The organism is Rhodococcus ruber (assembly GCF_027270735.1).
GTDB classification, from domain to species: Bacteria; Actinomycetota; Actinomycetes; order Mycobacteriales; family Mycobacteriaceae; genus Rhodococcoides; species Rhodococcoides rubrum_A.
Genome location: NZ_JAPWIJ010000008.1, coordinates 29,847 through 56,142, shown reverse-complemented (window position 1 = coordinate 56,142; position 26,296 = coordinate 29,847). Strand labels below are relative to the sequence as shown.

The window sequence follows — 26,296 nt, the reverse complement described above, 5'->3', positions numbered from 1 at the left end:
GACCGCCGCTGTATCTGTTTGCTATATGTGGGGCGAATTTCGGCTGGTCGCAACCAGACCGAATCCCCATTACAGAGGCCCGAAGACGAGTCTTCGAGCAACAGCAATCGAGAGGTGGACAGGAGGCAGCCAGCGCAACGTCCAAAGGTACCCCAAATGTGCGCACAGCGCAACGGGGGCATCAAAAGTAGCACCCGAGGTCCGTTCGCGCGCCGAGTCGGCAGCAGCGTGTCGACCTTCCTCGCCGCGACCCGATCGAGAGCGTCCGCGAAACGAACGCCGTACGGGCCGGCAACCGACAACGAACAGCTGCGGCGAACAGAAAGCTGTGGTGAACGATCGTCTACGGTCGTCACACCACGGGGGTGCTCCTTCACGACAAGAGTGAACCCTGCGTCTTCCTTCGTCAAGAGGTCCGGGGGAATCCGCCGCCGCTATGGCAATCGAGCGCGGCTTCTGCTTGTATTTCTTCTGTCGCAACCGGGGGTGGCGTCGTCCGGCGATGGGGTTCGCCGCATGACAGATCTCCTCTGTGCCACAGGCATATTCACGGAGCGCTCACATCACGTCTCGCGGGGGGACAACATGGTTACGGTGGTAGTGGTCGACGCCCGATGCAGGTGTCGATCCTTCGGTGGTCCCGCGTGACCAGGGTTTCGCCCGTCGTCGACTTCCTCGTTGCCCGTGCCCGCTCGGTCCTGGCGGTCGTGGTTGCGACCGTTCTGCTCGCCGGAACCTGGGGCCTCGGCGTCGTCGACGAACTCAGTCTCGGTGGCTACAGCGACCCCGACAGCGAGTCGGCGAAGGTCGACGCTCTCGTCGAATCCCGGTTCGGCCGCGACGTTCCGGACGTCGCCGTGATCTACACCCCGACGGACGGACGAACGGTCGACGAGATCGCCGATGCGGTCGGAGCGAGCCTCGCCGGTATCGACGCGGGAGTGCTGGCCCGCAATCCCGTCACCTACTGGACGGTTCCCGACGCCTTTGCTCCAGGCCTGCGGTCGTCGGGCGGAAACTCTGCCCTCGCGGTGCTGACCCTGACCGGCGACGAGGATCAGCGCGTCAAGTCCTACCAGGACCTGCGGGAAAAGCTGACGATCGACGGCGTGAGCGTGCAGTTCGGTGGATTCTCGGCCGTCGTCGACGCGTACAACGAGCAAGCGCGAGCAGATCTGGTACGAGCCGAGACCATCACCTTCCCGATTCTTCTGGTTCTGCTCCTGATCGTCTTCGGCGGACTCGTCGCCGCAGCCACTCCGTTGGTGATCGGCGGACTGAGCGTGCTCGCGTCCCTGGCCGTGCTGCGAGCATTGAACAGCGTCTCCGAGGTGTCGGTGTTCGCGACCAATATCGCGTCCCTGGTCGGACTCGGAATGGCCGTCGACTACAGCCTGTTCGTGATCACCCGGTTCCGCGAGGAATTGCGCAACGGGCGCGGAACGGTGGACGCGGTACACCGCACGATGTCCACCGCAGGCCGAACCGTGGCGTTCTCGGCACTGTTGTTGATCTGTGGGTTCATCGGCATGCTCATCTTCCCGCAGGCGATGATCCGCTCACTGGGCTTCGGCGGCATTTCTGCAGTGGCCGTTGCCGCCGTGATCTCGCTGACTGCCCTCCCCGCCGCACTCGTCCTCCTCGGCCCCCGCATCGATTCGCTGAGCTGGCGCAAGGGTGCGATCGACCGAGGCGAGGCACGGGCGCAGAAGTTCTGGGGCACAGTGGCAGACCGCGTGATGCGCAGGCCCATCCTCGTCGCCGCTGCCATCATCGGCGTGCTGGCCGTGCTCAGCGCGCCCATCTCCGGAGTAACTCTGGGCGATCTCGACCACACCGGTCTGCCCCAGGACTCGCCCGCCCGGATCGCCACGCAGAAACTGATCACCGAATTCACCCTCGCCAACAGCGGTGCCACTGTCGTCGTCGAATCGCTCACCGATGCACCGCCGAGCCCTGCCGCGATCGCAGAAGTCACCGACGCCATGGGCCGCGCGGACGGAGTCGCAGCAGCGTTTCCCAGTGGCAGCGCCGACAATCTGACCGTGGTCGATGCCATCATGACCTCGGCCGATCGCACCCCGGCTGCACTCGCGACACTCGATGCGATTCGGTCGATCCCCGCTCCGGCCGGGACCACGCTGAGAGTGGGTGGCAGCACCGCGCAGAGCGAGGACGGCATCGCCGCGATCTACTCCACAATTCCGTGGATGTTGGCCATCATGGTGCTGGCCACATTCACGATGACGACACTGGCATTTCGTTCGATCGTGCTCAGCCTCAAGGCAATTGCCATGGCGATGGTCAGCCTGGCGGCCACCTTCGGTGTGCTCACCTGGATCTTTCACGACGGCCACGGCAGCGCGCTGATCGGCGTTACTGCAGGCCCTGTGCAGTCCACGATGAGCATCCTGGTCATGGCGGTCGTGTTCGGCCTCTCCACCGACTACGAGATCTTTCTGCTCTCACGCATCGTCGAGGCCCACGACAACGGAGCCACCACCCGAGAGGCCGTGCGCATCGGGGCCGCTCGCACCGGACGCATCGTGACGGAAGCTGCGCTGCTGCTCATCAGCGTCACCGCATTCTTCTCGTTGTCCGAACTGTCGATGATGCGACTCGTGGGCATCGGCATCATCGTCGGTCTCGTCATCGACGCCACCATCGTGCGGATGATGCTCGTGCCCGCCCTCGTCACGCTGATGGGACACGCGAATTGGTGGTGGCATCCCACCCCGAAACGATCGACGGAGACCAGGCAGGACGGGGCCGGGCAGGACGGGGCCGGAGTCCACGAACTTCCGGGAACTCCGGCCCCAGCCGATTACTGACTACCTTCGCGCCATCGGGTGGCCTCGGCGAGCGCGAACCCGTGGACGTCGGCCAGCTCTCCCAACCGTTCGACACTCTCTCCGTCCAGAGTGGTGCCGATGCTGCGGAGGTCGAACTCACCCGACAACGCGATCAGCATCGTCTCGGCCATGCAGGCATACGTCAGGCCCGGAGCCAACCCGTAGGTCAAACCGAAATCCGAACCCGATGGCACCCGCACGATGCCGCCGTCGAACACCGTCACGTCCGGCCGCTCACCGCGCACGTCGCGGCCGATGTTCGGCGGCTGCGCAACATCGCAGACGATGGCCCCGTCCATCAGATCGGACGGGTCGATCAGTGCGTGCGGTGCCGACGTGGCCGCAATCACGATCAACGAATCCTTCACCGCAGCAATGGGATCGGTGAAGAACTCGATGTGCCGTGACCTGATCAGATCGTCCAGGTCGCCGTTCACCTCGAGTGCAGCGCCGGCGAGATCCCCTGAGCCGGATCCGGCCGTCGCACTCGCCACCATCTCCTGCGCCGCCGCCCACAACTTCGGCGCGATAACCGAGCTCTCACCCTGCCTACCGACCAGAGCAATACTGCCGACCTCGCCGGCCAACTGCTTGCCGATCGTCCGCCCGATGGCACCGGCAGCACCGAGAATCGTCACCCTGGCCTGTGCGACGTCGATTCCGCGTTCACGGCACACGCGTCGAACAGCCCGCAGACTCGCCGCGGCGGTGAACGTGTTGCCGGTGGTGATCGGCCGAGACGTTGCACCGAGACCCAACCCGTTCCCGGTGATCACCGACGAATAGCCGCCCAACCCGACGACCGTCGCACCGCGCGAGATCGCGAGTTCGACGGCACCGCCCACCACCCGCAGCGCCTGCTCGGTCGGCAGATGCAGCAGCTGCTCCGAGGTGTAGGGCAGACCGATCAGGTCACCGTGTGCCGTCGCGTCCCCTCCCCCGACTACCCGGCCACTGCCGATGACGAACGACGCGGGGTCGAGCTCGGACGTCGATGCAGCGAACCGCCGAAGCAGATCCTGTCGTTCGGAGTGGTCGAACACGTCGAGCGCAGGATCGAAGGCGGCGAAGAACCCCAGATCCAAAGGGTGTGCGATGAACGCGAACCGGCGATCCGCGGGGCGCACGGCGATGTCGGGGGTGCGACCCGGGCGCAGCGCGGTGAGCGATGGTGGGGTGCCGACGGTCGGGCGGCCCAGCAGGTGCCCGAACAACCCGTCCAAGTCACCTACCGCCGCATATCCCAGCGCCCGATCCAACGCGGCCACCAGACGCGCGCACTGCGCCGCCGACACCGTCAGCGGTGGCTCGATCCGAATCACTCGTGTACCGAACAGCGTCGGAGCAACCCGGATCCCTTCGACGTTGAGCAGGTAGGAGCAGATCACCGCAGTCAGATTGTGTTGCTGGGCAATCGAACCCAACAGCGACTGGCGCCCCACGAAGTTCACGTCCGCGGTCAGCTCGATTCCGAGCAACAAGCCGCGGCCGCGAACATCGGTGACCACGGACGGATACTTCTCGGCCAACGCACCGAGATCCTTCGTCAACTGCCGACCGAGCACGGCCGCATTCGTCACCACCGCACAGTCGTCCCTGGTGAGCTCGTCGATGACTGCGATACCCACCCGAGCCGCCAGCGCGTTGCCGGCGAATGTCGATGTGTGGCGCAGTGCGAAGCTCTCGTCGACCAGCCTCGGTGCGCACAATACTGCGCCCACCGGCACGATGCCACCACCGAGCGCCTTCGCCACGGTCAGAATGTCGGGCACCACCCCCTCGTGTTCCGCCGCGAACATCCGCCCGGTCCTGCCGAGACCGGTCTGCACCTCGTCGAGAGCAAGGAGCACCCCGTGCCGATCACAGATATCCCGCACCCGACGCAGATAGCCGTCGGGCGGACACACCACTCCGCCCTCACCCTGAATCGGTTCCACGAGGAACACCGCATAGTGATCCGGCGCGGCCGTCAGGGCCGCATCGAGTGCATCCGCGTCACCGAACGCGATGTGATCGAACCCGGCCACCGGTGCCCCGAATCCACTCTGGTACTTGATGTTTCCGGTCGCAGACAGCGCTCCGAGCGTCTTACCGTGGAAGCTGTTTCCGGTGGTCAACACGCCCAGTCGCCCGGTGTGCGCTCGCGCGAGTTTGAGCGCAACCTCGGTGGCCTCGGTACCACTGTTGACGAACGTCGTTCGCGTCAACCCGTCGGGTGCGATGCGCCCCAACCGATCTGCCAGTTCACCTGCTGCCGTCAGTACCGAGGGCTGCACGAAAATTGCCTCTCCACTGCACCGAACATCGTTGATCGCCTGCCAGATCGGCGTGGGGCCGTGCCCGAACGGAAGTGCCCCGTACGCCCCGGCAAAATCGAGATAACGTCGGCCCGAGGCGTCGAACAAGACGGTCCCGTCGCCGCGCACGTACTCGCGATCCAGATCGAGGGCAGACAACAATCGGTAGAGTTCGGGATTGACGTTCTCGGCGAAGCCCGATCGACCGGACCTCGATTCCAGCACGGATAGATCGATAGTTGTGTCAGTCATGACCAGCATGCTCCGTTTTCATCGGATCCACCCCTGGCTGTCGAGCGTCGAAATGGTTGTCCCGAACAACCAGGGCTCGTCCCAAGCCAGGACGCAAACGCGATGGTAATCCGGTTGTGCACATGCGACAGATGAGCGCACAACGCACGAAAAAGCCCCGTCCGAGCAGGGCTTCTGCGTCGAACGGGGCTGAATCGTAAAGCAGGGCTGAATCGAAGAGCAGGGCTAGCGGGTACCGGTCCTACTGATCGTCGATGGCCGACAGCTTCCAGGTGCCGTCGACCTTCTCCATGTTGACCGTCAACGGGCCCTCGGCACTACCCGATGCCACACCGTCCTGCGTGGCGCTGATGTTCACGTTGGCGATCAACTCGGCCTTGTCGTCTTCCAGGCGAGAGACACCGATGTCGGTAACCATGGCCTCGGTTCCCGTCTTCGTTTGCACCACAGCGGATTTGGTGGTGTCCGCGGTGGAGTTGAACTCATCGAGCATCGACTGATTGAGCACCGCACGGGCAGCATCGAAATCGGCATCGATCGTGTCGGCCTTGTACGTGTACAGAGTCTGAAGCGCGTCGGTCGCCGCCGAAGTGACTTCCTGGGTGGCTGCAGAATCCACCCAGGCAGCATTGTCGATCGTGGCGAACGGCTTGAACGCCGCAACCGCAGCGAATGCACCGAGCACCGCGGCGATGATCGCGACGACGATCACGTGCTTGTAACCGATACCCGACGCCTTGCGTGAAGTGACAGCCGAGTCGGCTACCGGGTCCGCGTCCGAAGCCTTCGAGGTCGCGGACTCGAGCGGAGTGGCGGCCTTCTCGGTGGCGGTCTTCTCGGTGGCGGTCTTGGCCAGTGAGGGCTTCGAAGTCGCGGGCTTGTCGACAACAGGCTTGTCGACCGCAGGCTTGTCGACCGCAGGGCTGCTCGGTACCGGTGTTGTGATCGCGGTCGTCTCGGTCGCGTCCGAACCCTCCGCGGTGGTCGAACCCGCGTCGGACGCTGTGGGCTTACCGGTGCCGGCCACCTTGCGGCGCACCTTGCTGGTGGTGGTGGGTGGGACGATCTTACGACGCTGGGGAGGCACTACAGAACTCCTTCGAAACTCACTGCACTACAGACGGAAACGACACTGCCCGGGAACGTCAGTTGCCACCGGAATCCGGCTGTGGGGCCGGCGTCGCTTCTGCACTGGGGGTTGCCGCATTCGGGTCGGTAGCACCCGGTTCGCTCGGTATGACGGGATTGGTGTTGGGATTGTCCAACGAGATCCGCGAACCGATGGGGTCGACCTTGTTGGTCTTCCACACCCCGTCGACCTCTTCCATGGCCAGTCGCATCGTGAGCTTGCTTCGCTCGACGCGGTCGGGCCACGTCGTAGTCGTCTTGATGACCACGAGAGCCGTAGCGGTGTTCTCGTCGGTACTGAGCTCCGTCACCGCGGCGTGCAACACCTCGGCCTCACTCTTGGCACCCGACTGACGGACCTGATCGGTGATACCCGAACGCGTCTGCTCGAGGTCGTTGAGCATCAAGTCACCGGTGATCGAGGACTTCATGTTGTCGAACGACTGATCGATGTTGGCGGCGTCGACCGTGTTCAGGTTGACGGCCGCCTGCTGGGCACCGGTGAGGGCAGAGTCGCGAGTATCTTCCGTCGGCTTCTGGCTGAACAACGCCGTGCCCCAGCCGTAACCGAAGAACACTGCCGCTGCGAGAGCAGCCACGGCGATCACCGTGACGACGGCAAGAAGAATTTTCGCTGTCTTGTTCTGCCCTGGAGTCGCTGGGGACTCCAGGGCTTCGGTGCTCGAGTTCACAATTTCACCCTACTACTCGGTAATATCCGGCCGAACCACTCTCGGCCCGACGGCAGTGCTGAGCAGCAGTTCTTCCTATCTCGCTACTTCGGCGTAACGCCGATGAGCGGTGCCAACTGGGTGGCGATGGGGTTGAGGTTGAGCTTCTCGGGATCGACCTTGGGGTTGAGGTCCCACGGCTGCGGCACGTCCGGATCGGCGAAGACGATTCGGTTCGCGCTACGAACACCCGTCACGCTGCCCTGTGGCGTCGCACAGTTCGCGTCGAGGTTCAGCGGGTAGTTCTCTCGGGTCGGATCGAAGTTCGGGTTCTTCCGCTTCTCCTCGTCGAGGATCGCCTGCGAGCCCTCGTAGCCGACCGTGCAGGGCGGCGGGTTGTTGACCTCGAGCAGCAGACCCTGATGGATCGTGCCGTCGTTCGGGACGATAGTGGAGATACCAGCACCGAGCGCAGGCAGGAATGTCAGGAACGGTCGAAGAGCGAGATACCGCGGCTCGGCCTGAGCGGCGACCAGCGCCAGGTTGTTGATGTCGGTCGTCAAGGCCGGGCCGGCTTCGGTGATCAGACCACCGAGCTGATCACCCGCGGCGGTTCCGGTGTCGATGAGCCGACGAATGTCGGGATCGCTGGACTTCAGCTGAGCCGTCACCTGATCCAAGCTGGTACTGAACTCGCGGATCAGATCCGACTGCTCGGACTGGGTGTCGAGCACCGGAACCGCGTCGCGCACCAAAGCCAGCGTCTGCGGGAGCGCCTCGTTGCCCGCCTCGGAAATATTGCCGAGCGAGTCGACGAGCGATTGCAAGTCGTTGCCCTTGCCGTCGAACGCCACGCCGAGCTCGTTGACCACCTTCGTCAAGTTCTCCAGCGGTACCGATCTGACCAACGTGTCGGTATTGGCGAGCACGTCCTGCACCGGAACGGGAGTCGAGGTGTTCGCCGCCGCAATCTGGGAGCCGTCGACCAAGAACGGTCCTTGATCGGTCTGCGGCTGAAGATCGACGTACTGCTCGCCGATCGCGGACCTGTTCGCCACGACGGCCTTCGTGTCGGACGGGATGTCCGGACCGCCGTTGTCGAGCTTGAGCTCCACCTGAACACCGTCCGGCGTCAACTGCAGGCCACCGACGGTACCGACCGGCACACCGCGGTACGTGACCTCCGCGTTGGTGAAGATTCCACCGGAATCGGCGAGATTCAGCGCCACCTTGTATTGCCCGAACCCGAGCATGTTGTCCAGACGAACGTACTTTCCGCCGACGAAGATCAACCCGACGAGGGCGATCACGACGAATACCACCAACTGGTACCGAACGAGCTTCGATCTCACTGGCCAACTCCGAACTGTTCGAGCAGATCATTCAACGGGGCCAACGGGTCGAACGGCGCTGGCTCTGCCGCGGCGGCCTGACCGCTCGGTGCACCCGGCCCGGGAACCGGTGACGGGATGATCGGCGGCAACGGCAGCAACGAGATCGTCGGCCAGCCCGGACGCGGTCCGTTTCCGTTGTAGTACGGGTTCGACGGATCGACCACCGGAAGCGTGTTGCCGTACTTCGGCTGGACGTAGACCGGATCTCCCTCGCCTACACCGAAGTTACGAAGCGCAGTTCCGATCGACAGGTCCAGTGACAGGAACAGGTTGGCCGAGTTGCCCTCGATGATCTTTTCCGTGCCGTCGGCGAACGGAAGTGTGGGGATCACCGACAGTGACGTCACCACGTCGTCCGCGGAATCTGCCAGTGCCTGCAGCGTGGGACGTAGCGCCCGTAGGTCTGCGATCAAATCGTCCTTGGATCGGTTGATCACGTCGGTGCCGACCGAGCCGAGACGATCGAGCGCACCGAGCATTTCGGTCAGCTGCGGTCGCTGCTGCTCGAGTACGTCGGTGGCGATCGGCAGGTCCTTGAGCACTCCGTCGATCTTGTCGGTCTGCGAGTTGACCCGCCCGCTGAGCGTGTCGAGACCGTCGATGGCACGGGTGATGTCGTCACGCTGCTGATTGAGTCCATCGATCAGCGTGTTCGCCTGCTGCAGAAGCTCTTTGGTCTTACCTTCTCGACCGTCGAACGCCGTGCTCAGTTCCTTGACGATAGGCGAGAGCTGACCGACGCCTCCGCCGTTGAGCAGCAGCGAAAGCGCGCCGAGGACCTGTTCGATATCGGTGGCGTGGCGAGTTCGATCGAGCGGGATCGTGGCACCGTCCTGCAAACGCGCGGCTTCCTCGTCACCCGGAGGTGCCGACAGCTGCACGAACTTCTCGCCGAGCAGGTTGGTCTGCTGGACCGACGCGATCGCGTTGGCCGGCAGGTCGACGTCGGAGTTCAGGATGACGTTGACGTCGGCGGTCCAACCGTCGTTCGGAACCGTGATCGTGTCGACGCGGCCGACCGCCACACCGTCGACCTTGACGGTCGACTGCGGGACGAGGTCCAGCACATCGTCGAACTGCACCGTCAGGTTGAACGGGTTGTCCCCGACATCGGCACCACCCGGTAGCGGGATGGCGTAGATGCCTGCCGACGAGCACGCACCGGCCGACAGGGCCACCACGCACAGTCCTGCGCCGAGGGACAACGAACGCTTCACGCGAGCTCGATTCCGATTCACAGAGGTACTCACTGTCCCCCACCTCCGATGTACGACTGCTCCAGACCCGGCATCGAGCTGGTTCCGAGCTTGGGCGAGACCACGCCCGGGACCGTGCCCGGCACGGACTGGTTCTGCTGGATGTCGTTGGTGAGAACACCGAACGGCAGCACGAGCCGGTTCTGGTCGGCGAGAGGGGCCTGAATCATGGTGGTGATGTTGGCGCACTGATCGATGATCGGCTGAATCTGCGCTCCCAGAGCCTCGAAGCGCGGATCACCGGGTACCAGCTTGCCCAGGTCGATCAACCGGCAGACGGTGCCGAGCGGATCCTGGGTCTCGTTCTGGAGATTGGCGCGCGAGGCGAGCGTGCCCGACTCGGCGTCGTACGCATTGACCAGGTTGCTGATCGCCAGTGGCAGCAACGTCAGGGTCTGCACCAGCTGCTCGCGGTTGTCGGCCAGGGTTTGAGTGGGCTGTACGAGCCCGTTGGCCGCGTCGGTCAGTTCGGTGCGGTTGTCCGCGACGAACGTTGCGACGTCACCGAGTGACACCGACAGTTGTTGCAGTGCAGCACCGAGGTCTTCACGCTGACCCGACAGGAAGCCGGTCAGGTCGGCCAACTGAGTGTTGAAGTTGCGTACCTGCTGATCGTTCACGGACAGAGCGCTGACGAAGGTCTGCAGATTCTTGATCGTGTCGAACACGTCGGTACGCGAGTCGCTCAAGGTCCGACCGGCCGCCGAGAGCTGAGTGATGCTGTTGCCCAGCGCTTCACCGTTGCCCTCGAGGTTGGCGGCACCGGTGTTCACGAAGTCCGTGAGCGCACCGTCCTTGTTGGCCCCGTCGGGTCCGAGAGCTTTGGACAGGTCGTTGATCGACGAGTAGAGCTCGTCGACCTCGACGGGTGTGGCCGTGCGATCGCGACCGATCGTCGTTCCGCTGGCCATGGTGTCGCCGCCGGTGTACGCGGGTGCGAGCTGAACATAGCGATCGGCGACGAGCGACGGGGTGACCTGGACGGCCTTCGCATCGGCCGGAATGTCGATGCCCCGGTCGACTCGGAGGACCACCTCGACATCGTCGCCCATCGGGGTGACGGAGTCGACGGTGCCGACCTTGACGCCGAGCACACGCACCTCGGAGCCGGAATAGATGCCGACCGACTTGTCGAAGTAGGCGGTGATCTTGGTCGTTCCGGCCCTGGTGAACAGCCACCAGCCTGCGACAGCTACGACCAGTGCCACCACCACCACGACGGCGATGATTGCGAGCTTGTTCTTGTTACGCGGCGCTGCCTGAGTGTCTGTCATCAGTTCCCCGCCAACTTGTCGACCGAGGGCTCGCGGTAACCAGGTATCAACGGAACTCCGGGTGGTGTGAGGTTGGCCAGGACGATATCGAGCCACCGGCCGTTACCGGTCACGTTGGTGTAGAGGCGAATGAACGGCTCGTACAGCTTCAGTGCCCGGTCGAGATTGTCGTTGTTGCGCTGCAGGATCTCGATGACACCGTTGAGCTGCTGCAGCATCGGGTTGATGGTCGCCTCGTTGTCGCGCACCAGACCGGTCAGCTCCTGAGATACCCGCTGTGTGCCGGTGAGGAGCTGCGAGATGGCCTGCTGCCGGTTGTTGAGCTCTTCCAGCAACGGGCCGGCATCGGTGATCAACTTGTTGAACTGCTCGTTGCGGTCGGCCAGCACCTTCGATGTCTCGCCGGTAGCAGCGAACAACTTCTTCAGTTCCTCGTCGCGGCTTGCCACCGTCTGAGACAGCCGAGTCACGCCGTCCAAGGAGGCACGAATGTTCGCGGGAGTCTCCGAGAATGCCTCGGACAGAGTTCGCATGCTGTTGGCGAGCTGATCGGTGTCGATGTCGTTGATGGTCGATGCCGCCGCTGAGAACGCATCGATGACGTCGTACGGAGACGTGGTGCGATCGAGTGGAATCGTGTCCTTGGGGCTCAGAGTGTCCGGGCCACTGGGGTCGAGGGCCAGGTATTTCTGACCCAGCAGCGTCTTGATGGCGATGGCCGCCCGTGACTCGTTGCCGACCCAGGCGTCCTGCACCGTGAAGTCCACGAGCACCCGGTCGCCTTCGAGACGCACATCGGTCACTTTGCCGACCTTGACACCCGCGATACGGACCTCGTTGGACGGCTTGAGACCTGCTGCTTCGCTGAACTCTGCGGTGTACACCGAGCCTGCACCGATGATCGGAAGCCGGTCGAGAAAGAAGACAGACATCGTGGCGAGCAGGATGATTGCGATTCCGAGCGCACCGATGGTTGCCGGACTACGACGAGATTTCATTGCTTGATCCCCCCAGCTTTGCAGCGCTCTGCCGAGTTCGTGTACAGCGGCTGGTTTACGGTCGGAAGCCCGGTCGGCAAGTTCAGGTTCGGCGAATACCCCGGTCCGGCAACGATATCGATGCCGCAGAGGTAGAACGTGAACCAGGATCCCTGCTGGGCTGTGCGGATGAGCTTGTCCAGCTTGTTCGGCAGAATTCCGAGGACCTTGTCGACGTCGTCGCTGCGGCGGTTGACGGTCTCCGACAGCGTGTTCAATGCCGTCACCGATCCCTGGATCGACGGCCTCGTCGGCTCGAGCAGATCGGCCGTTGCGTTGGTCAGACCGGCCAACGACGTGACCGCCGAACCCACGACATCACGATCGGCCGACAGTCCGGAGACCAACTTCTGGGTGTTGACGATGAGGCTGTCGAGCTGACCGTCGTTCTGATTGACCGTCGCCAGAACGTTGTTGAGATTGGTGATGACCTGGCCGATGACCTGGTCCTTGTCTGCGACCGTGTTCGTCAGACTCGCGGTGTTGGTCACCAGCTCGTTGATGGTGCCCGACTCCCCCTGGAACACCTGAATGATCTGGTAGGACAGCTTGTTGACGTCGTCTGCACTGAGTGTGGTGAACAGCGGCCGGAAGCCGTCGAACAGCGTGGTCAGATTGACCGCAGGCTTGGTCCGCTCCAGCGGGATCGTCGCACCCCCGTTGATCTTCTTGCCTTGGTCCCCCGAGCCCTGCTCGATGGCGATGTAGCGCTGGCCCACCAGGTTTCGGAAACGGATGGTCGCCGTCGAGCTCGCCGGCAGCCAGTCGCGGCTACTGAGCGTGAAGTCCACCTTCGCTTCGCGCTCGTTGGCGATCTCGATGTTGTCCACCTGGCCGACGCGAACGCCTGCGATCCGAACTTCGTCGCCCTTGTTGAGAGAGGTGACGTCGGTGAACATTGCCGAGAACGTGGTGCCGCCGCCGCCGCTCGAATTGGCGATGGTGAAGGCAAGGGTGGCCGTGGCGAGGATCGTGACCACAGCGAACACGACCAACTTGATGATCGGCGCGAGAAGGCCTCTCATTTCACGCTCACCTCCGCTCCTCTCAATGCCGGAGCGCCGATAGCGGCTGCCCACGACGGAATACTGTCCGGTGCAACGCCACTCGCCTGTCCGTAGATCACGGCAAGTGTGTCGCGCTCGAAGTCCGAGCCCTCGTAGCTCGCCGGCTCTGCGGATTCCGCGATGGCCGGAACGATCGAACTCTGAGCCGACTTGGGCGGTCCCTGTCCGGGGATCACCTGCGGACCCGGGTTGCGAGTCGGGACCTGGTACGAACCGTCGTTGATCGAGCCTCCCGGGTACTGCGGGAAGAACTCGCCGGGTGCTGCAGGCTCGAAGCACGTAGCTCCGCGATCGTCGAACAAGCGCGGCTCGTCCTGGTTCGGCAAGTAACGGCCCTTCGGGTTGACGAACGATGCCGACACGTTGATGCCGGGGTACGGGTCGCCTTCGCCGAGCACGATTGCGCCGCGCCTGGCGCCTTCGGCGAACTGGCTGAACGTGCAGCCGAACGTCGGTGAGAACTCGGCAAGCAATTCGAGTGCCTCACGGGAATTCGACGCCAAACTGATCAAGTTCTCGGAGTTCGCCTGAAGGAAGTCCGCGGTGACGTTCGAGGCCGACGTGAGCGAGCCGTACAGCGTTTCGAGACCGGACTGACGCTCGACGACGGTGTTGCCCGTCGTGCGCAGGTTGTCCAGGGCCGAAATCAGCTCGGGTGCCGCGTCGGCATACGTCTGGGAGAAATCTGCGAGGCCGACGAGGGTCTGCTGAATATTCGGCAGCTCCGTGTTCAGACCGGACACGATATTCGTCAGATTGTCGATGGTCTGCCCCAGTTGCTCGCCGCGCCCGCTGAGACCCTGAGCCAGTGACCCGAGCGTATTGGCCAGATCCTGCGGCGGAATCGCCTGCAGCAGGGGGAGCAAGCCGTCGAGCAGCTGCCCTACCTCGATCGCGTTTCCGCTCGTGTCCTGACGCAGAACCGTGCCGTCGGTGATCGGCGACGCCGAGTCGTTCTCGGGCACGATCAGCGAGACGTAACGCTCGCCGAACAGGGTCTTCGGAAGCAGCCGAGCCGTCGCGTTCGACGGGATCAGCGGTGCCTTGTCGGGATCGATGGCCAGCTGCGAGGTGACGACACCGTCGACGCTCGACGCCGATCGCACCTCGCCCACGATCATTCCGCGCACCTTGACGTCCGCGTTCATCGGCAGAGAGTTTCCGACCGAGTCGGTTTCGAGGCTCACGTTCACCACGGACTTGAACGTCTTGTTGTAGGAGGTGATGCTCCATCCGAGAAACAGGATGAGCACCAGGAAGAATGCAAGTCCGAGCAGTACTCGCTGCAGTCGCGACGGCGAGTCGATCATCCGGCAACCCTCACTGTGGTGGTCGTGCCCCAGATGGCGAGGCTCAGGAAGAAGTCCAATACGGCGATCGTGACGATGGCCGTACGCACGGCGCGGCCCACTGCGACGCCGACGCCGGCCGGTCCGCCAGAGGCGTGATAGCCGTAGTAGCAGTGGATCATGATCAGCACGAAAGCGAAGATGAGCACCTTGAGGAAGGAATACAGCACATCTTCCGGAGGCAGGAAGAGATTGAAGTAGTGATCGTACGACCCCGACGACTGCCCGTTGAAGATCGTGCTGATCCCCCTGGACGCGACGTAGGACGCAAGTAGACCGACGATGTAGAGCGGGATGACAGCGACGAAGCCGGCGATCATGCGGGTGGTGACGAGGAAAGGCACGCTCGGCACAGCCATGACCTCGAGCGCATCGATCTCCTCGGAGATTCGCATGGCACCGAGCTGAGCGGTGAAGCCACAGCCGACGGTTGCCGAGAGCGCCAGGCCCGCGACGATCGGTGCGATTTCACGGGTGTTGACATACGCGGAGAGGAATCCGGTGAGCACGGAGCTACCGAGCTGCTCCAGCGCTGCGTAGCCCTGGAGGCCGACGACGATGCCGGTGAAGCCCGACATCATCACGATCACGCCGATGGTGCCACCGATGACGGCCAGCGCCCCGCTGCCGAAGGTGACCTCCGCCAGCAGGCGGAGCACCTCCTTCTTGTAGTGCACGGCCGTCTTGGGAATCCACCCGATCGCCCGCAGGTAGAACGACATCTGCTCGCCTGCGCGATCGAGCACGTTGAGCGGAGCATTGCCGACGCGCTTGACGCGCATCAGTGTGCGGTCACCGCGACCTCTTGCGATAGTCATCGCGGTTACGCTCCCTTCGCTGGAACGACCTGGAGGTACACCAGGGTCAGAATGAGGTTGGCGAAGAAGAGCAGCAGGAACGTGATGACCACGGTCTGATTCACTGCCTCACCGACGCCCTTGGGTCCGGGATTGGGGTTGAGACCCTTGTACGAGGCGATGATGCCCGCAATGAGACCGAAGATCGCCGCTTTCGCTTCTGCCACATAGAGATCCGGAAGCTGTGCCAGCGCCGAGAACGATGCCAGGTACGCACCGGGGGTACCGCCCTGCAGGATCACGTTGAAGAAGTAGCCACCCGCGATGCCGACGACCGAAACCAGGCCGTTGAGCAACAGAGCGATGAGGATCATGGCCAGCACACGCGGAACGATCAAGCGGTGCACCGGGTCGATCCCCAGAACACGCATCGCGTCGATCTCCTCGCGAATTGTTCGTGAGCCCAGGTCGGCGGTGACGGCCGAGCCCGCGGCACCGGCAACGAGGAGGGCCGTGACCAGGGGTGAACCCTGCTGGATGACCGCGAGCACGCTGGCTGCACCGGTGAACGATTCGGCACCGAGCTGCTTGATGAGCGATCCGGTCTGCAGCGAGACCACCGCGCCGAAAGGAATGGCGACGAGAGCAGTCGGCAAAATCGTCACGCTGGCGATGAACCAGGCCTGCTCGATGAACTCGCGGAACTGGAACGGCCTACGAAAGGTGTTCCGAACGACCTCGACCAGAAGTTCGACGATATTGCCGGCTTGTGTCAGAGCGGCGTTCGCCGGAGCGAACGCGGACTTCTTCGATCCCCCCATGTCTGCTATTGACCCCGACCTTGCGTAGGAGCTTGGTAGCCCTGTTGATCATGACCTTGCCCGCCGTAACCCTGCTGGCCGTAACCCTGCTGGTCGTAACCCTGCTGGTCGTAACCCTGCTGGCCGGCGTATGCGGGGTACTGCTGACCGGGGTCGGTGGTGTCGAGGCTCTCCTGGATGGCGACCTGCGCGTTGTGCGGCAGCGTGTGCATGATCTGGCGGACCCGCTCCTGCCTGCGTCCGACTGCCTGCCGCACCGGGGTACCGGGGGTTGCCTTCATCTGCGGCACGATGCCTTCCACGTCGTCGACGCCACCGGCGTGGTGCCCGGCGTCGACGAGGGCCTGCTCGTGCGCCATCTGCGCCTCGTCCTTCTCCTCCGACATGCCGATCGGACCGATCATCGTGCCGTTGAGGAACTGCTTGACCACCGGCTCGTCACTGGTGAGGAGCACCTCGCGCGGGCCGAACATGACCAGCTGACGACGGAAGAGCATGCCGATGTTGTCCGGCACCGTACGAGCGAGATTGATGTTGTGCGAGACGATCAGGATCGTGGCATCGATGTTGGCGTTGATGTCGATCAGAGTCTGCGAAATGTACGTCGTACGAACGGGATCGAGGCCGGAGTCCGGCTCGTCGACGAGGATGATCTCGGGGTCGAGAACCAGGGCGCGGGCGAGGCCGGCGCGCTTGCGCATACCGCCGGAGATCTCGCCGGGCAGTTTGTCTTCGGCACCGAGCAGACCCGTCAGTTCGAGCTTCTCCATGACGATCTTGCGGATGTCGGACTCGGACTTCTTGGTGTGCTCGCGAAGCGGGAACGCGACGTTGTCGTAGAGGTTCATCGAGCCGAACAGCGCGCCGTCCTGGAACAGCACCCCGAACAGCTTCCTGATCTCGTAGAGCTCACGGGAAGAGCACTGCAGGATGTCGGTTCCGTCGATGAAGATCTTGCCCTGTTCGGGACGCAGTAGGCCGATCAAGGACTTCAGGAAGACCGACTTGCCGGTACCGGAAGGACCGAGGAGCGCACTGACTTCACCCTTCGGCAGGGTCAACGTGACGTCCTGCCAAATCTTCTGTACACCGAAAGACTTGGTCAATCCTTCGACCGAAACCTCGACTCCCACGCTGACCTCCACAATTCGTACACATCGACCCGGATGTGGGTTGCGTCACTGTATCCCATGCAGGTGTCCGCACCGACACAGGAGCTTACCGCCCAGTAAGAACTTCCCCGAGTCAGGCTGTAGAGCTTGCATCAGTGTGGCTCATCTCACGCGACACGGTCGGCGACTCGCCAGAACTGTGACAAGTACCAGTCGCGAAATGCTGTGACACACCACAAGTGAACCCAACCGAAACCCTTCGACGTGCTTCAGACTTCGGCGAGGTCGAGTAAACAGGGGCTGAATCCGGGTGTCACGTGATCCGGCAGAGTCAGTGATCGATCACAACGACGCGCCCTGTATAGCGCCTGAAGCACAGGGAAGGACAGGGCCCGAAACACAGAAAAGGGGCCGTCCTCACCGAGGTGAGGACGGCCCCTGTCTGCGCTCGTACGTTCAGAGCACGAAGTACGACTGCAACGAAGCGGTCTTACTTGACGGAGATCTTTGCGCCGGCAGCTTCCAGCTTCTCCTTGGCAGCCTCGGCTGCGTCCTTGGCGACCTTCTCCAGGATTGCCTTCGGAGCGCTCTCGACGAGGTCCTTGGCTTCCTTCAGGCCCAGGCCGGAAACGACCTCACGGACGACCTTGATGACCTGGATCTTCTTGTCGCCGGCCGACTCGAGAACGACGTCGAACTCGTCCTGCTCTTCGGCAGCCTCAGCCGGAGCACCGGCTGCGCCTGCAGCAGCAACGGCGACGGGGGCAGCTGCGGTGACCTCGAAGGTCTCCTCGAATGCCTTCACGAACTCGCTGAGCTCGAGGAGGGTGAGCTCCTTGAACTGGTCGAGCAATTCTTCGGTGCTGAGCTTCGCCATGGTGGCGGGTCCTTCCTGTAAGTACCTGGTCGCTGATCCGCGACTTGGTGTTGGTGGTGTGGAGCTGAGCTGTTCGCCAATACCAGCGGATCAGCTTTCGGCGGGAGCTTCCGCCGGTGCTTCTGCTTCTGCAGGTGCCTCGGCCGCGGCGGGTGCGCCGGCAGCCTTCTTCTCCTGCAACGCGAACGCCAGACGCGCGAACTGCGATGCGGGAGCGTTGAACAGGCCTGCAGCCTTCGACAAGTTGCCCTTCATGGCGCCGGCGAGCTTGGCCAACAGGATTTCGCGCGACTCGAGGTCTGCGATCTTGTTGATCTCGTCCACGGACAGCGTTGCGCCGTCCATGTAGCCGCCCTTGACGATCAAGGCCTTGTTGTCCTTCGCGAAGGCCTTGATGGCCTTCGCAGCGTCGACCGGCTCGCCCTTGATGAATGCAATGGCGGTCGGTCCGACGAACAAATCGTCGAGGCCGGTGATACCGGCTTCGGCAGCTGCGCGCTTGACCAGGGTGTTCTTGGCGACGGAGTACGTGGCACCTTCGCCGAGCGCACGCCGGAGCTGAGTCAGACCGGACACCGACAGGCCACGGTATTCCGTGACGACGGCAGCCGTCGAACCCTTGAACTGTTCGGTGATCTCCGATACTGCTGAGACCTTTTCGGGCTTTGCCATACTTCGCCTCCTCTCGTGGGAAGTTGTGTCGATCGCGAGAGGGCCGGGAAACGACGAACGCCCCGGCGCAAGAAGCACACGGGGCGTGAACGAGCGGGCAGCCGCAAGGGCTGCATACAGGTTCCCTACCTCGTTCTCCTGCGTGGGCCGTCCGAAGTGATCTCGGACCTTCAACCGCGCAACTCCCGGAAGCGAATCCTTCGAGAAGGCGGTGACCAACGGTCTTGGGTAGAACTTGATTGGGCGATCTGGATTGGAGTGCGAGCACTCGTGATCCGAACCGTCGACCAGGTTACAACACGTTCGGTGTCAACTCCAAAACGTTCGGCGTTCGCACTGTCATATGCGCACCCCGTACAGAACCAGGTTGCGCTCGTAACTGCCCACGGCTGCATCGAAATCACCCGAGCACGTGATCAGCCGGATCTCGTCGGCAGGCACCGCTCCGAAGACCACCGCCGTCGGGAACTCCGCTTTGCCGTAGTCGCCGATCCGATCGATACGGTAGTCGGCTCGGCCACCCGTCGCGTCCGCCACCGTGACGACATCTCCCGGTCGCAGCTCGGACAACCGATCGAACACCGCGGGACCGGTCGTGGAATCGACGTGACCGGCAAGCACTGTCGGACTACCGATCGCGCCGGGTCGACCGCCGCCGGTGAACCATCCGACGTCGTCGTAGTCGCTCGGCACCTGCATCTGGCCGTCTTCGGTGAGACCGAGGCCGATCAGGGGCTCGTCGAGGTCGATGGTCGGGGCGCTGAGCCGCGTCGGTGCCTGCCCCACGTCGTCCGACGTCGGGTCGGGTTCCGGTGCGGTGCTCCAACTCGGTGCCGCGGCCACGGCCGGCACTTCGGCGAGCGGTGGCGACGCGGCGGTACAGCCCGTCGCCACCACTGCCGTCGCCACCACTGCCGTCAGCGCCATCAGAAGTCGATATCTCAGCTGCGTGCCGTTCCGTTGCGGCGAGCAACCAACGTCACTCCCGCGATCGCCGTTGCACCCAGGACTACTGCGCCGAGGGCTACCGCGCCGACAACGGGCACTGCGGAACCGGACGCCGAATCGGATGCCGCGGCGAGCGCTGCGCCGCCACCTCCGGTTGCTACCGATCCGACCGGAATCTGCGTCAGTTGTCCTCGCACCGCTCCGGCCGAGAAGTCGACGGTGTGGGTGTCGGCCGCGAATCCCGCCGGGTTGGCTTCGATCTGGTCCAGAGTGAATCCGGTACCACTGTCTGCGTCGGCACCGGCCGGCGTCAGGCCGGTGGTGAACGGCCCCTGCATGCAGCCACTACTGGTACGTGGGCCGTCACCGATCGGAGTCGGGTTCGGGAACGCCAACCGCGGCGGCCCTGCGGCACCCGCCGCAGCCTGGTGAATGTGTGTGGCGGTCTTGGCCGGGCTCATGTAGTCGCCGGTGACGCCTTCGAGCGCGATGTCGTAACACACGATGTCGAGGTCGGAATTGATACGCAGCGTGAAGGTTCCCGTTGCGCCCGGCTGACCTGGAGTGGCCACGCCTTCACCGTTGAGCACCTGATCGGGGGTGGCCATTGCAGTGAAGGCACTGGTGAACGAATCCGGTTCGGCAACAGGGGTATCGGCCCCGGCCGGGGCGGCGGTGAACAGCATCAGAGCGGCGGCCGTGCCACCGACTACTGCTGTGGCGGTGCCTCGGACGGACATTGCCGGGCGGGTGATCGAGCGTCTGGTCATCTCGTGTGCCTTCCGTGGGAGTATCGGGCAGGCGAGCCCGTGTGAGGGTGTACGACCGTTGATGCCACGATGTTCAAAGCTAGGTAAAGAAATATTCCAGTCCCGGATATGAACGCCCGGGCGTCCGACGACGTAGTCACTGTCATGAGCATCGGGAGCGTGATCGAACTGGACTTCGACGTCGCTGCCGCGTACGACGAGCACGCGTCGGCCATGCTCGGTTTCGCCGTCAATGCACTTCGCGACCGAACACTCGCCGAGGATTGCGTCCAGGAGACGTTCCTTCGCGCGTGGCGAGCACGATCCCGCTTCGAGCCCGGACGAGGATCGTTGCGCACATGGTTGTTCGCCATCGAACGCAACGTCATCGTCGACGTGCAACGGTCGCTGAACAGAATGCCCATGTCGGCGTCGGAACGGATCGAGGACACCGACCGGCAATCGGTCGCGATCTCACGGGACACCAGCCCCGACGTCGACGAGCGGCTGCGCATCATCGCTGCGCTGGCGCTGCTCTCTCCCGATCACCGACAGGTCGTCGTGGCCGTGCACCTGGCCGGAACGACCTACGCGGAACTCTCCGAGTCGACGGGAGTGGCCGTACGAACACTGCGCACCCGCGCCTTCTACGCATTGAGGGCGCTCCGAGACCATCTCGACGGACAGGAGGAAGCATGAACGCCCGAGACGATCGCCGAGCCGAACTGATCGCCGCGGCCGTCGCCGACGATCTCGACGACAGCGAGACCGCAGAACTACGCGAACTCGCGGCGTCGGATCCCACCGTCGACACCGACATTGCCGAACTACGCGCGCTGACCGAGACTCTCGGTTCTCGCGGTCCGACCGCACCGTGGCTCGAATCCTCGACGTCGCCCGACCAGCGCGAGCGAGTACTGGGTGCGACGGGCGACTCGGTGTGGCGGTCACCTCGTGAAGAGCACGCGCCGCGGTTCGGTGGGCGGCGCAGGTCTGCCGGTCTGGTGGCTGCGGCCGCGATAGTGGGACTGGTGGTCGGCAGTGGCGTCGTACTCGGCGTCGACGCCTTTCGATCGAAATCCGAGGAGCCCTCTGTCGCGATCACCGGCCCACCGGGGACCCTCGGTGCCTACGAGCAGGTCGCCTTCACCACGAGGGTGCCGAACGTGGACATCGAGGGCGGCCTCGTCGCCCATACGTGGGGCACCGAGACCTTCCTCGACATGGACGGCGTATCCGATCGGGGCCCGTACGAGGTCGTTCTCGTCGATCGGTCGGGCACCGAACTTCCGTCCGGCACGTTTCTCGGCAGCGACGTCACCATCGAGTGCCGCATGAACGCAGCCGTTCTTCGCGGCGACGTCACCGAGATCGAGATCCGCAGTTCCGACGGCTCCGTGCTGGCGTCGGCTCAGTTGCCGACCACCTGACGACCCCGCGAACCGGGCCACCAGTTTCGAGCGCCGAACAGCTTCATCATCGCGGGCACCATCATCATCCGAACCAACACGGCATCGAACAGCACAGCAACCGCAAGCGCGAACCCGAACTGTTGCAACTCGAGCACGTCGGCGGTGAGGAAGCTCGCGAACACCGCGATCATGATCGCTGCTGCCGCGGTGATCGGCCTGGCAGTGTGTTCCAGCCCGTCGACGATCGCACTGTCGTTGGCCCTGTCGGTGTCGGTTCTGTCGTTGCGCACGAACACTTCTCGCATGCGGCCGATGAGGAACACCTCGTAGTCCATCGACAGCCCGAAGACCACTGCAAAGACGGTGACCGGCAGGTACACCTGAATGTAGCCCGGGCTCTCGAATCGGAGGAGCGCCGAACCCCACCCCCACTGGAACACCGCAACGGTGGCCCCCAACGCGGCGCCGGTCACCAGGACGTTCATGGCCACCGCCTTCACCGGAATCACCACACTTCGGAAGACGATGCCCAGATACACCAGAGAGAAGGCCAGGACTGCGGCGACGACCCAGAGAAATTTGCTCGATATCTCCGCAGAGGCGTCGACCACCAGAGCGGTGGTCCCACCGACGGACACGTTCGTCCCGTCACGTTCCGCCGCCAGCAGCGCCTGCGATCTGATCGACGTGACCAGGTCGGAAGCGTCGGTCGAATCGATCGGCACCGACGGAACCACGATCAGCAGCGTCCGACCACCGTCCTGCTGGGCGAGTGCGTATTCGACGCGACCATCGGAGCGAACGTCGTCGGCGAACGACGCTACCGTTGCCGTCTGGACCGGATCGAGTGGGCTGTCGTCCTCGCCGGTGAACACGATGGTGATGGGCGAGATGGTGCCGGGAGCGAACTTGTCGGTCAGTACGGCGTTGGCTTTGCCACTGGGTTCGGCGCTCAGCGCGTCGGCTCCGAGATCGACGCCGTACTGAATGGAACCGATCGGTGCGAGGCAGGCGAACAGGACTGCCGCGGTGACGGCGGTGTAGCGCCAGGGCCGTTCGATGACGTGCCGAGCCCACCGCGACCACCACGTAGGGACGGCTGCAGCGTGTTCGCCGACCGACGGTGGCTGAAAGCGTTGCGGGAGCGACAATCCGGAGATTCTCGAACCCAGAACGGCGAGGATGGCGGGTAGCAGGGTCCACGCCACGATGACAACACACGCCACCGTCAGAGCAACGACGAGCGAAATGCTCTGCACCGCAGGGACATCGACGATGGCCAACGCACCGAGAGCGATGAGTACCACCAAGCCGGAGATGACGATCGTGTGCCCGGCCGTCCCCATCGCGGCACCGACTGCCCCGTCCGTGCGGGCACGGCCCTCGGGCTCGCCCGGAACTGCTCGGTCCATCTCCTCGCGGAATCGGCTGACGATGAACAGCGCGTAGTCGATCCCGAGGCCGAGCCCGAACATCGACGCCACCGTCGTGACAAGCACGTCGAAGGTCATGACGTTGGACAGGAGTGCGAAGACGCCGAACGCGGCCAGCACTCCGATTCCGGTGGTGACAAGCGGAACGATGCCGGCGACCACAGAACCCAGGGCCAGGATCAGCAACACGAACGCGATGGGTAGTCCGATGCTCTCGGCGCGCACGGCGTCGTCGGATTCGACCTTCGTCAGGTCCACCGTCATCGGGGAGTAGCCGGTGACCGCCACTTCGATGCCGTCGCGGGATGAACCGCCGATCAGCTCCTGTATCCGTTCGGCCACGGCGATGCGATCACGTGGATCGCCGCCGACGCCGACGAACGCCAGCGCCGACGTCCCGTCCGCGGAGATCGTCGGGACGAATCCGGCGCTCTCGTAGGGATCGACGACACGCAGTACGTCCGGTGACTGCCGCAGTGACGAGACGACCTCCCCCACCCGTTCACGAAAGGCCGGGTTCCGGCTGTCGACCGAGTCCGAGGTGAACGTGACGACGAGCTGTTCGGACCCGAAGGACGCGAAGTGCTGCTCGACGAGTTGGTCGGCGCGGCTGGATTCGGTTCCTGGAACGGAGAAGTTGGCTCCCACCAACGAGTTCTGCAACGCGGGGTACAGGATTGCAGACCCCACTGCCAGCAGCAGCCACACGGCCAGCACCGCCCACCGATGACGCGCGACCGTGCGGCCCCAACGGTCGCCTATGCTGCGCCGGTGTCGGTGGGATTCCAGCACTGCAGCCCCGGTCATGTCTGCGGGAGCTCGCGGCTGAAGATTCGGTAGGTGCGGTGCGGTGATTGCTCCATCCGAGTGAGCACCGAACCTTTCATCCAGGGACTGTCGTCGAGAACCGGCGCAGCCTCGACTCTGGTGAATCCGAGATCCCGCATCCGCACCGACATCTCCATGATGAGCAGCGACGACACGGCTCGGTCGGGGCAATCGGGATCGACGAACAACATGTCGACGCGGACCCCGTCGATCACGTCGGTGCGACCGGGCCGTTTGACGTGCCACAGCGTCACCAGGTCTCGCAGCCACCTGGACTTCAGGTGCGCCGCCTTGGCCGCGGCCTGATTCACGTCCGGAATTCCCATCAGGAATCCCACGGGCTTGCCGTTCAACTCCGCCAAGAGGGTGAGGCGGCGATCGAGGACTGGCAACATCATCTTCAACAGCTCGAACAGTTCGACGAACGAGAGCGGCGAGTACCCCCAGAAGTTCACGAACGTCTTGTTGTACAGGTCCTGCACGATGCGCGCGTCGCGGCGTACCGTCCGATACTTCATCGACCGGAACGTCACCTCGGACCGCGCTTTGATCTTCTCGAAAATCTGCATGTGCCGGGCGTATTCGGGACGGTTGTAGATGACGCACGGATCGTCGAACAAGTAGCTGTAGAAGTCCTTGATGCCCACCAGGCCCCACTTCTCGAAGTGGGCGGCGTAGTACAGCGGGTTGTGCGGCATGCCCACCAGTGGCAGTGCGGGTACTTCGTCGACGACGATGCCCGCGCTGTAGAACATCGACGGCCCGAACGGCCCGGACATGGTCGCCAGCCCGCGCGCCGACAACCATGCTGCTGCGGCATCGAGCAGGCAGGTTGCGATCTCGTGGTCGTCGATCGCCTCGTAGAACCCGAAGAATCCGATCGACTCACCGGTGTAGTCGGTGAAACCGGTGTCGTGGATGGCCACGATCCGCCCCACGGCGACGCCGTTCTCACGGGCGACGAACGCACACGTATCCCGAGTCGCCGCAATGGCTGCGGGCGGCGAGATCAGGATGCGCTCGAGATCCATCGGCTCGTCCGGCAGTCGGTGCGGATCGCCCCGGTACACCAGATCGGTGACGGCCTCGAATTCCTTCCAGCCTTTTCGGGACGCGACTTGTTCGACGGTGATCATCGTTCCCTCTCACGAGATGGTGTGTCGGACACTGATATCGGCGACTGGGCGACGACGGTCTCCCCCGCGAACACGTACCGCCCCGGCCGCACGGAGATGCTCTCGACCAGTGCGTCGGGGACGAACACGTCGCATTGAGACCCGAACCGGATCATCCCGTACTGCTCTCCGCGCTCGACGGTGTCTCCCACCGCGACGTGCGCGACGATGCGGTTGACCCACAGATCGGCTATCTGCGTCACCGTCACCACAGCTCCGGATGCATGCTCGATCGACACCGTGAGCCGTTCGTTGGTGAGCAGGTAGTCGCAGCCCTCGTCGTACGGGGTTCGCCGCGTCAACAGATTGGCCCCGACCCGGGCCATCGACTTGTTGAACGGTGCCGCAGACCGGTGTCGGCGCATCCCGACGGTGCCCGAGATGGGAATTCGATTGCGGTGCACCGAGTATTCGGACATGTAGATGCCGATGAGGTACCCACTGTCGGCTGCGGCGACGCCGGCGATCTCGTCGAGGGCAATGGTTCGTCCCTTCTTGACGGCGAACGCGGTGCTGCCTGCCTCCACCCGTTTGACGTACGTGACGAAGCCGTCCGCAGGAGCCAGTACCGCCCGCGGATCGGCGGGCGGTACGCGATGCGGATCACGGAAGAAGAACCGGGTACGCCAGTAGACGAACACCGCGAACGGAAGAGCCGTCGTCGTAGCGATACCGACACCCCATCGAGTGACCGACATCAGTTGTGCCGCTGTTCGTCGATGCTCTCCGACCAGCCGACGAACGCGTCGGCCGCCCTCGTTCTCGCTGCGCCGGGCAGGAGTCCGATGAGTCCGCAGACGAGGTAGAAGCCGAGCGAGAGAACGCCATTGGTCACCTCGCGGCGTATCGGTACGTCTCGCAGACGTACCGACGTCGGCTCGAATCCGTCCGCCAC

At 63.8% G+C, this 26,296-nt stretch carries 23 protein-coding genes; 3 read left to right on the top strand and 20 right to left on the bottom strand.

Annotated features, from left to right (window positions below; genetic code table 11):
* Positions 1-614 precede the first annotated feature (614 nt).
* Entirely contained in the window at positions 615-2,831 is a 2,217-nt protein-coding gene (locus O4220_RS18975) for an MMPL family transporter (protein ID WP_420030429.1), read from the top strand.
* Here O4220_RS18975 and O4220_RS18970 read toward each other — a convergent pair.
* The 16 genes from O4220_RS18970 to O4220_RS18895 all read right to left on the bottom strand — a co-directional run bounded on the left by O4220_RS18970 (position 2,825) and on the right by O4220_RS18895 (position 20,574).
* Complete coding sequence (locus O4220_RS18970; RefSeq protein ID WP_269607036.1) at positions 2,825-5,401, bottom strand: aminotransferase class III-fold pyridoxal phosphate-dependent enzyme; 2,577 nt, start codon at positions 5,399-5,401, stop codon at positions 2,825-2,827. The two genes, O4220_RS18975 and O4220_RS18970, sit on opposite strands and share 7 nt — an antisense overlap.
* Positions 5,402-5,642: 241 nt before the next feature.
* On the bottom strand, positions 5,643-6,488 hold the full coding sequence (locus tag O4220_RS18965; protein WP_269607035.1) for a hypothetical protein: 846 nt from the start codon (positions 6,486-6,488) through the stop codon (positions 5,643-5,645).
* A gap of 58 nt (positions 6,489-6,546) precedes the next feature.
* The gene (locus tag O4220_RS18960; RefSeq protein ID WP_269607034.1) at positions 6,547-7,221 is read right to left on the bottom strand and encodes a hypothetical protein; all 675 of its coding nucleotides are present in this window, start codon (positions 7,219-7,221) and stop codon (positions 6,547-6,549) included.
* A gap of 83 nt (positions 7,222-7,304) precedes the next feature.
* On the bottom strand, positions 7,305-8,552 hold the full coding sequence (locus O4220_RS18955; protein ID WP_032380468.1) for an MCE family protein: 1,248 nt from the start codon (positions 8,550-8,552) through the stop codon (positions 7,305-7,307).
* The gene (locus O4220_RS18950) at positions 8,549-9,811 is read right to left on the bottom strand and encodes an MCE family protein (RefSeq protein WP_269607033.1); all 1,263 of its coding nucleotides are present in this window, start codon (positions 9,809-9,811) and stop codon (positions 8,549-8,551) included. The genes O4220_RS18955 and O4220_RS18950 overlap by 4 nt, the downstream gene beginning before the upstream one ends.
* A 29-nt stretch (positions 9,812-9,840) precedes the next feature.
* Positions 9,841-11,124: an MCE family protein gene (locus tag O4220_RS18945; RefSeq protein WP_269607032.1), complete on the bottom strand. Its 1,284-nt coding sequence runs from the start codon at positions 11,122-11,124 to the stop codon at positions 9,841-9,843.
* Positions 11,124-12,122, bottom strand: a complete 999-nt coding sequence (locus O4220_RS18940; protein ID WP_094609534.1) for an MCE family protein — start codon at positions 12,120-12,122, stop codon at positions 11,124-11,126. The genes O4220_RS18945 and O4220_RS18940 overlap by 1 nt, the downstream gene beginning before the upstream one ends.
* The gene (locus tag O4220_RS18935; protein ID WP_269607031.1) at positions 12,119-13,186 is read right to left on the bottom strand and encodes an MCE family protein; all 1,068 of its coding nucleotides are present in this window, start codon (positions 13,184-13,186) and stop codon (positions 12,119-12,121) included. The genes O4220_RS18940 and O4220_RS18935 overlap by 4 nt, the downstream gene beginning before the upstream one ends.
* Positions 13,183-14,538 (bottom strand): MCE family protein, encoded by a 1,356-nt coding sequence (locus tag O4220_RS18930; RefSeq protein WP_269607030.1) that lies wholly within the window; start codon positions 14,536-14,538, stop codon positions 13,183-13,185. Before O4220_RS18930 ends, O4220_RS18935 begins: the two co-directional genes overlap by 4 nt.
* Complete coding sequence (locus O4220_RS18925) at positions 14,535-15,395, bottom strand: MlaE family ABC transporter permease (protein ID WP_032365270.1); 861 nt, start codon at positions 15,393-15,395, stop codon at positions 14,535-14,537. The genes O4220_RS18930 and O4220_RS18925 overlap by 4 nt, the downstream gene beginning before the upstream one ends.
* Positions 15,396-15,400: 5 nt before the next feature.
* The gene (locus O4220_RS18920; protein WP_057475238.1) at positions 15,401-16,195 is read right to left on the bottom strand and encodes an MlaE family ABC transporter permease; all 795 of its coding nucleotides are present in this window, start codon (positions 16,193-16,195) and stop codon (positions 15,401-15,403) included.
* 5 nt (positions 16,196-16,200) lie between these two features.
* The gene (locus tag O4220_RS18915; protein ID WP_269607029.1) at positions 16,201-17,328 is read right to left on the bottom strand and encodes an ABC transporter ATP-binding protein; all 1,128 of its coding nucleotides are present in this window, start codon (positions 17,326-17,328) and stop codon (positions 16,201-16,203) included.
* 469 nt (positions 17,329-17,797) lie between these two features.
* Entirely contained in the window at positions 17,798-18,184 is a 387-nt protein-coding gene (gene rplL / locus O4220_RS18910) for a 50S ribosomal protein L7/L12 (RefSeq protein ID WP_032380460.1), read from the bottom strand.
* Positions 18,185-18,274: 90 nt separating this feature from the next.
* Positions 18,275-18,856, bottom strand: a complete 582-nt coding sequence (gene rplJ / locus O4220_RS18905) for a 50S ribosomal protein L10 (RefSeq protein WP_032380459.1) — start codon at positions 18,854-18,856, stop codon at positions 18,275-18,277.
* 339 nt (positions 18,857-19,195) lie between these two features.
* Entirely contained in the window at positions 19,196-19,783 is a 588-nt protein-coding gene (locus O4220_RS18900) for a class F sortase (RefSeq protein ID WP_269607028.1), read from the bottom strand.
* Between the two features lie 14 nt (positions 19,784-19,797).
* On the bottom strand, positions 19,798-20,574 hold the full coding sequence (locus O4220_RS18895) for a CHRD domain-containing protein (protein WP_269607027.1): 777 nt from the start codon (positions 20,572-20,574) through the stop codon (positions 19,798-19,800).
* 108 nt (positions 20,575-20,682) lie between these two features.
* Here O4220_RS18895 and O4220_RS18890 point away from each other — a divergent pair, with 108 nt between their 5' ends.
* Positions 20,683-21,252: an RNA polymerase sigma factor gene (locus O4220_RS18890; protein WP_269607026.1), complete on the top strand. Its 570-nt coding sequence runs from the start codon at positions 20,683-20,685 to the stop codon at positions 21,250-21,252.
* Positions 21,249-21,983, top strand: a complete 735-nt coding sequence (locus tag O4220_RS18885; RefSeq protein ID WP_269607025.1) for a hypothetical protein — start codon at positions 21,249-21,251, stop codon at positions 21,981-21,983. The genes O4220_RS18890 and O4220_RS18885 overlap by 4 nt, the downstream gene beginning before the upstream one ends.
* Here the strand turns inward: O4220_RS18885 and O4220_RS18880 are convergent.
* Genes O4220_RS18880 through O4220_RS18865 form a run of 4 tightly spaced genes read right to left on the bottom strand, consistent with a single transcriptional unit; the run spans position 21,965 to position 26,296 of the window.
* Positions 21,965-24,205: an MMPL family transporter gene (locus tag O4220_RS18880; protein ID WP_269607024.1), complete on the bottom strand. Its 2,241-nt coding sequence runs from the start codon at positions 24,203-24,205 to the stop codon at positions 21,965-21,967. The two genes, O4220_RS18885 and O4220_RS18880, sit on opposite strands and share 19 nt — an antisense overlap.
* Positions 24,202-25,362: a hypothetical protein gene (locus tag O4220_RS18875; protein ID WP_269607023.1), complete on the bottom strand. Its 1,161-nt coding sequence runs from the start codon at positions 25,360-25,362 to the stop codon at positions 24,202-24,204. Before O4220_RS18875 ends, O4220_RS18880 begins: the two co-directional genes overlap by 4 nt.
* Positions 25,359-26,099 (bottom strand): phosphatidylserine decarboxylase, encoded by a 741-nt coding sequence (locus O4220_RS18870; protein ID WP_269607022.1) that lies wholly within the window; start codon positions 26,097-26,099, stop codon positions 25,359-25,361. Before O4220_RS18870 ends, O4220_RS18875 begins: the two co-directional genes overlap by 4 nt.
* On the bottom strand, positions 26,099-26,296 hold the full coding sequence (locus O4220_RS18865; protein ID WP_269607021.1) for a serine/threonine protein phosphatase: 198 nt from the start codon (positions 26,294-26,296) through the stop codon (positions 26,099-26,101). Before O4220_RS18865 ends, O4220_RS18870 begins: the two co-directional genes overlap by 1 nt.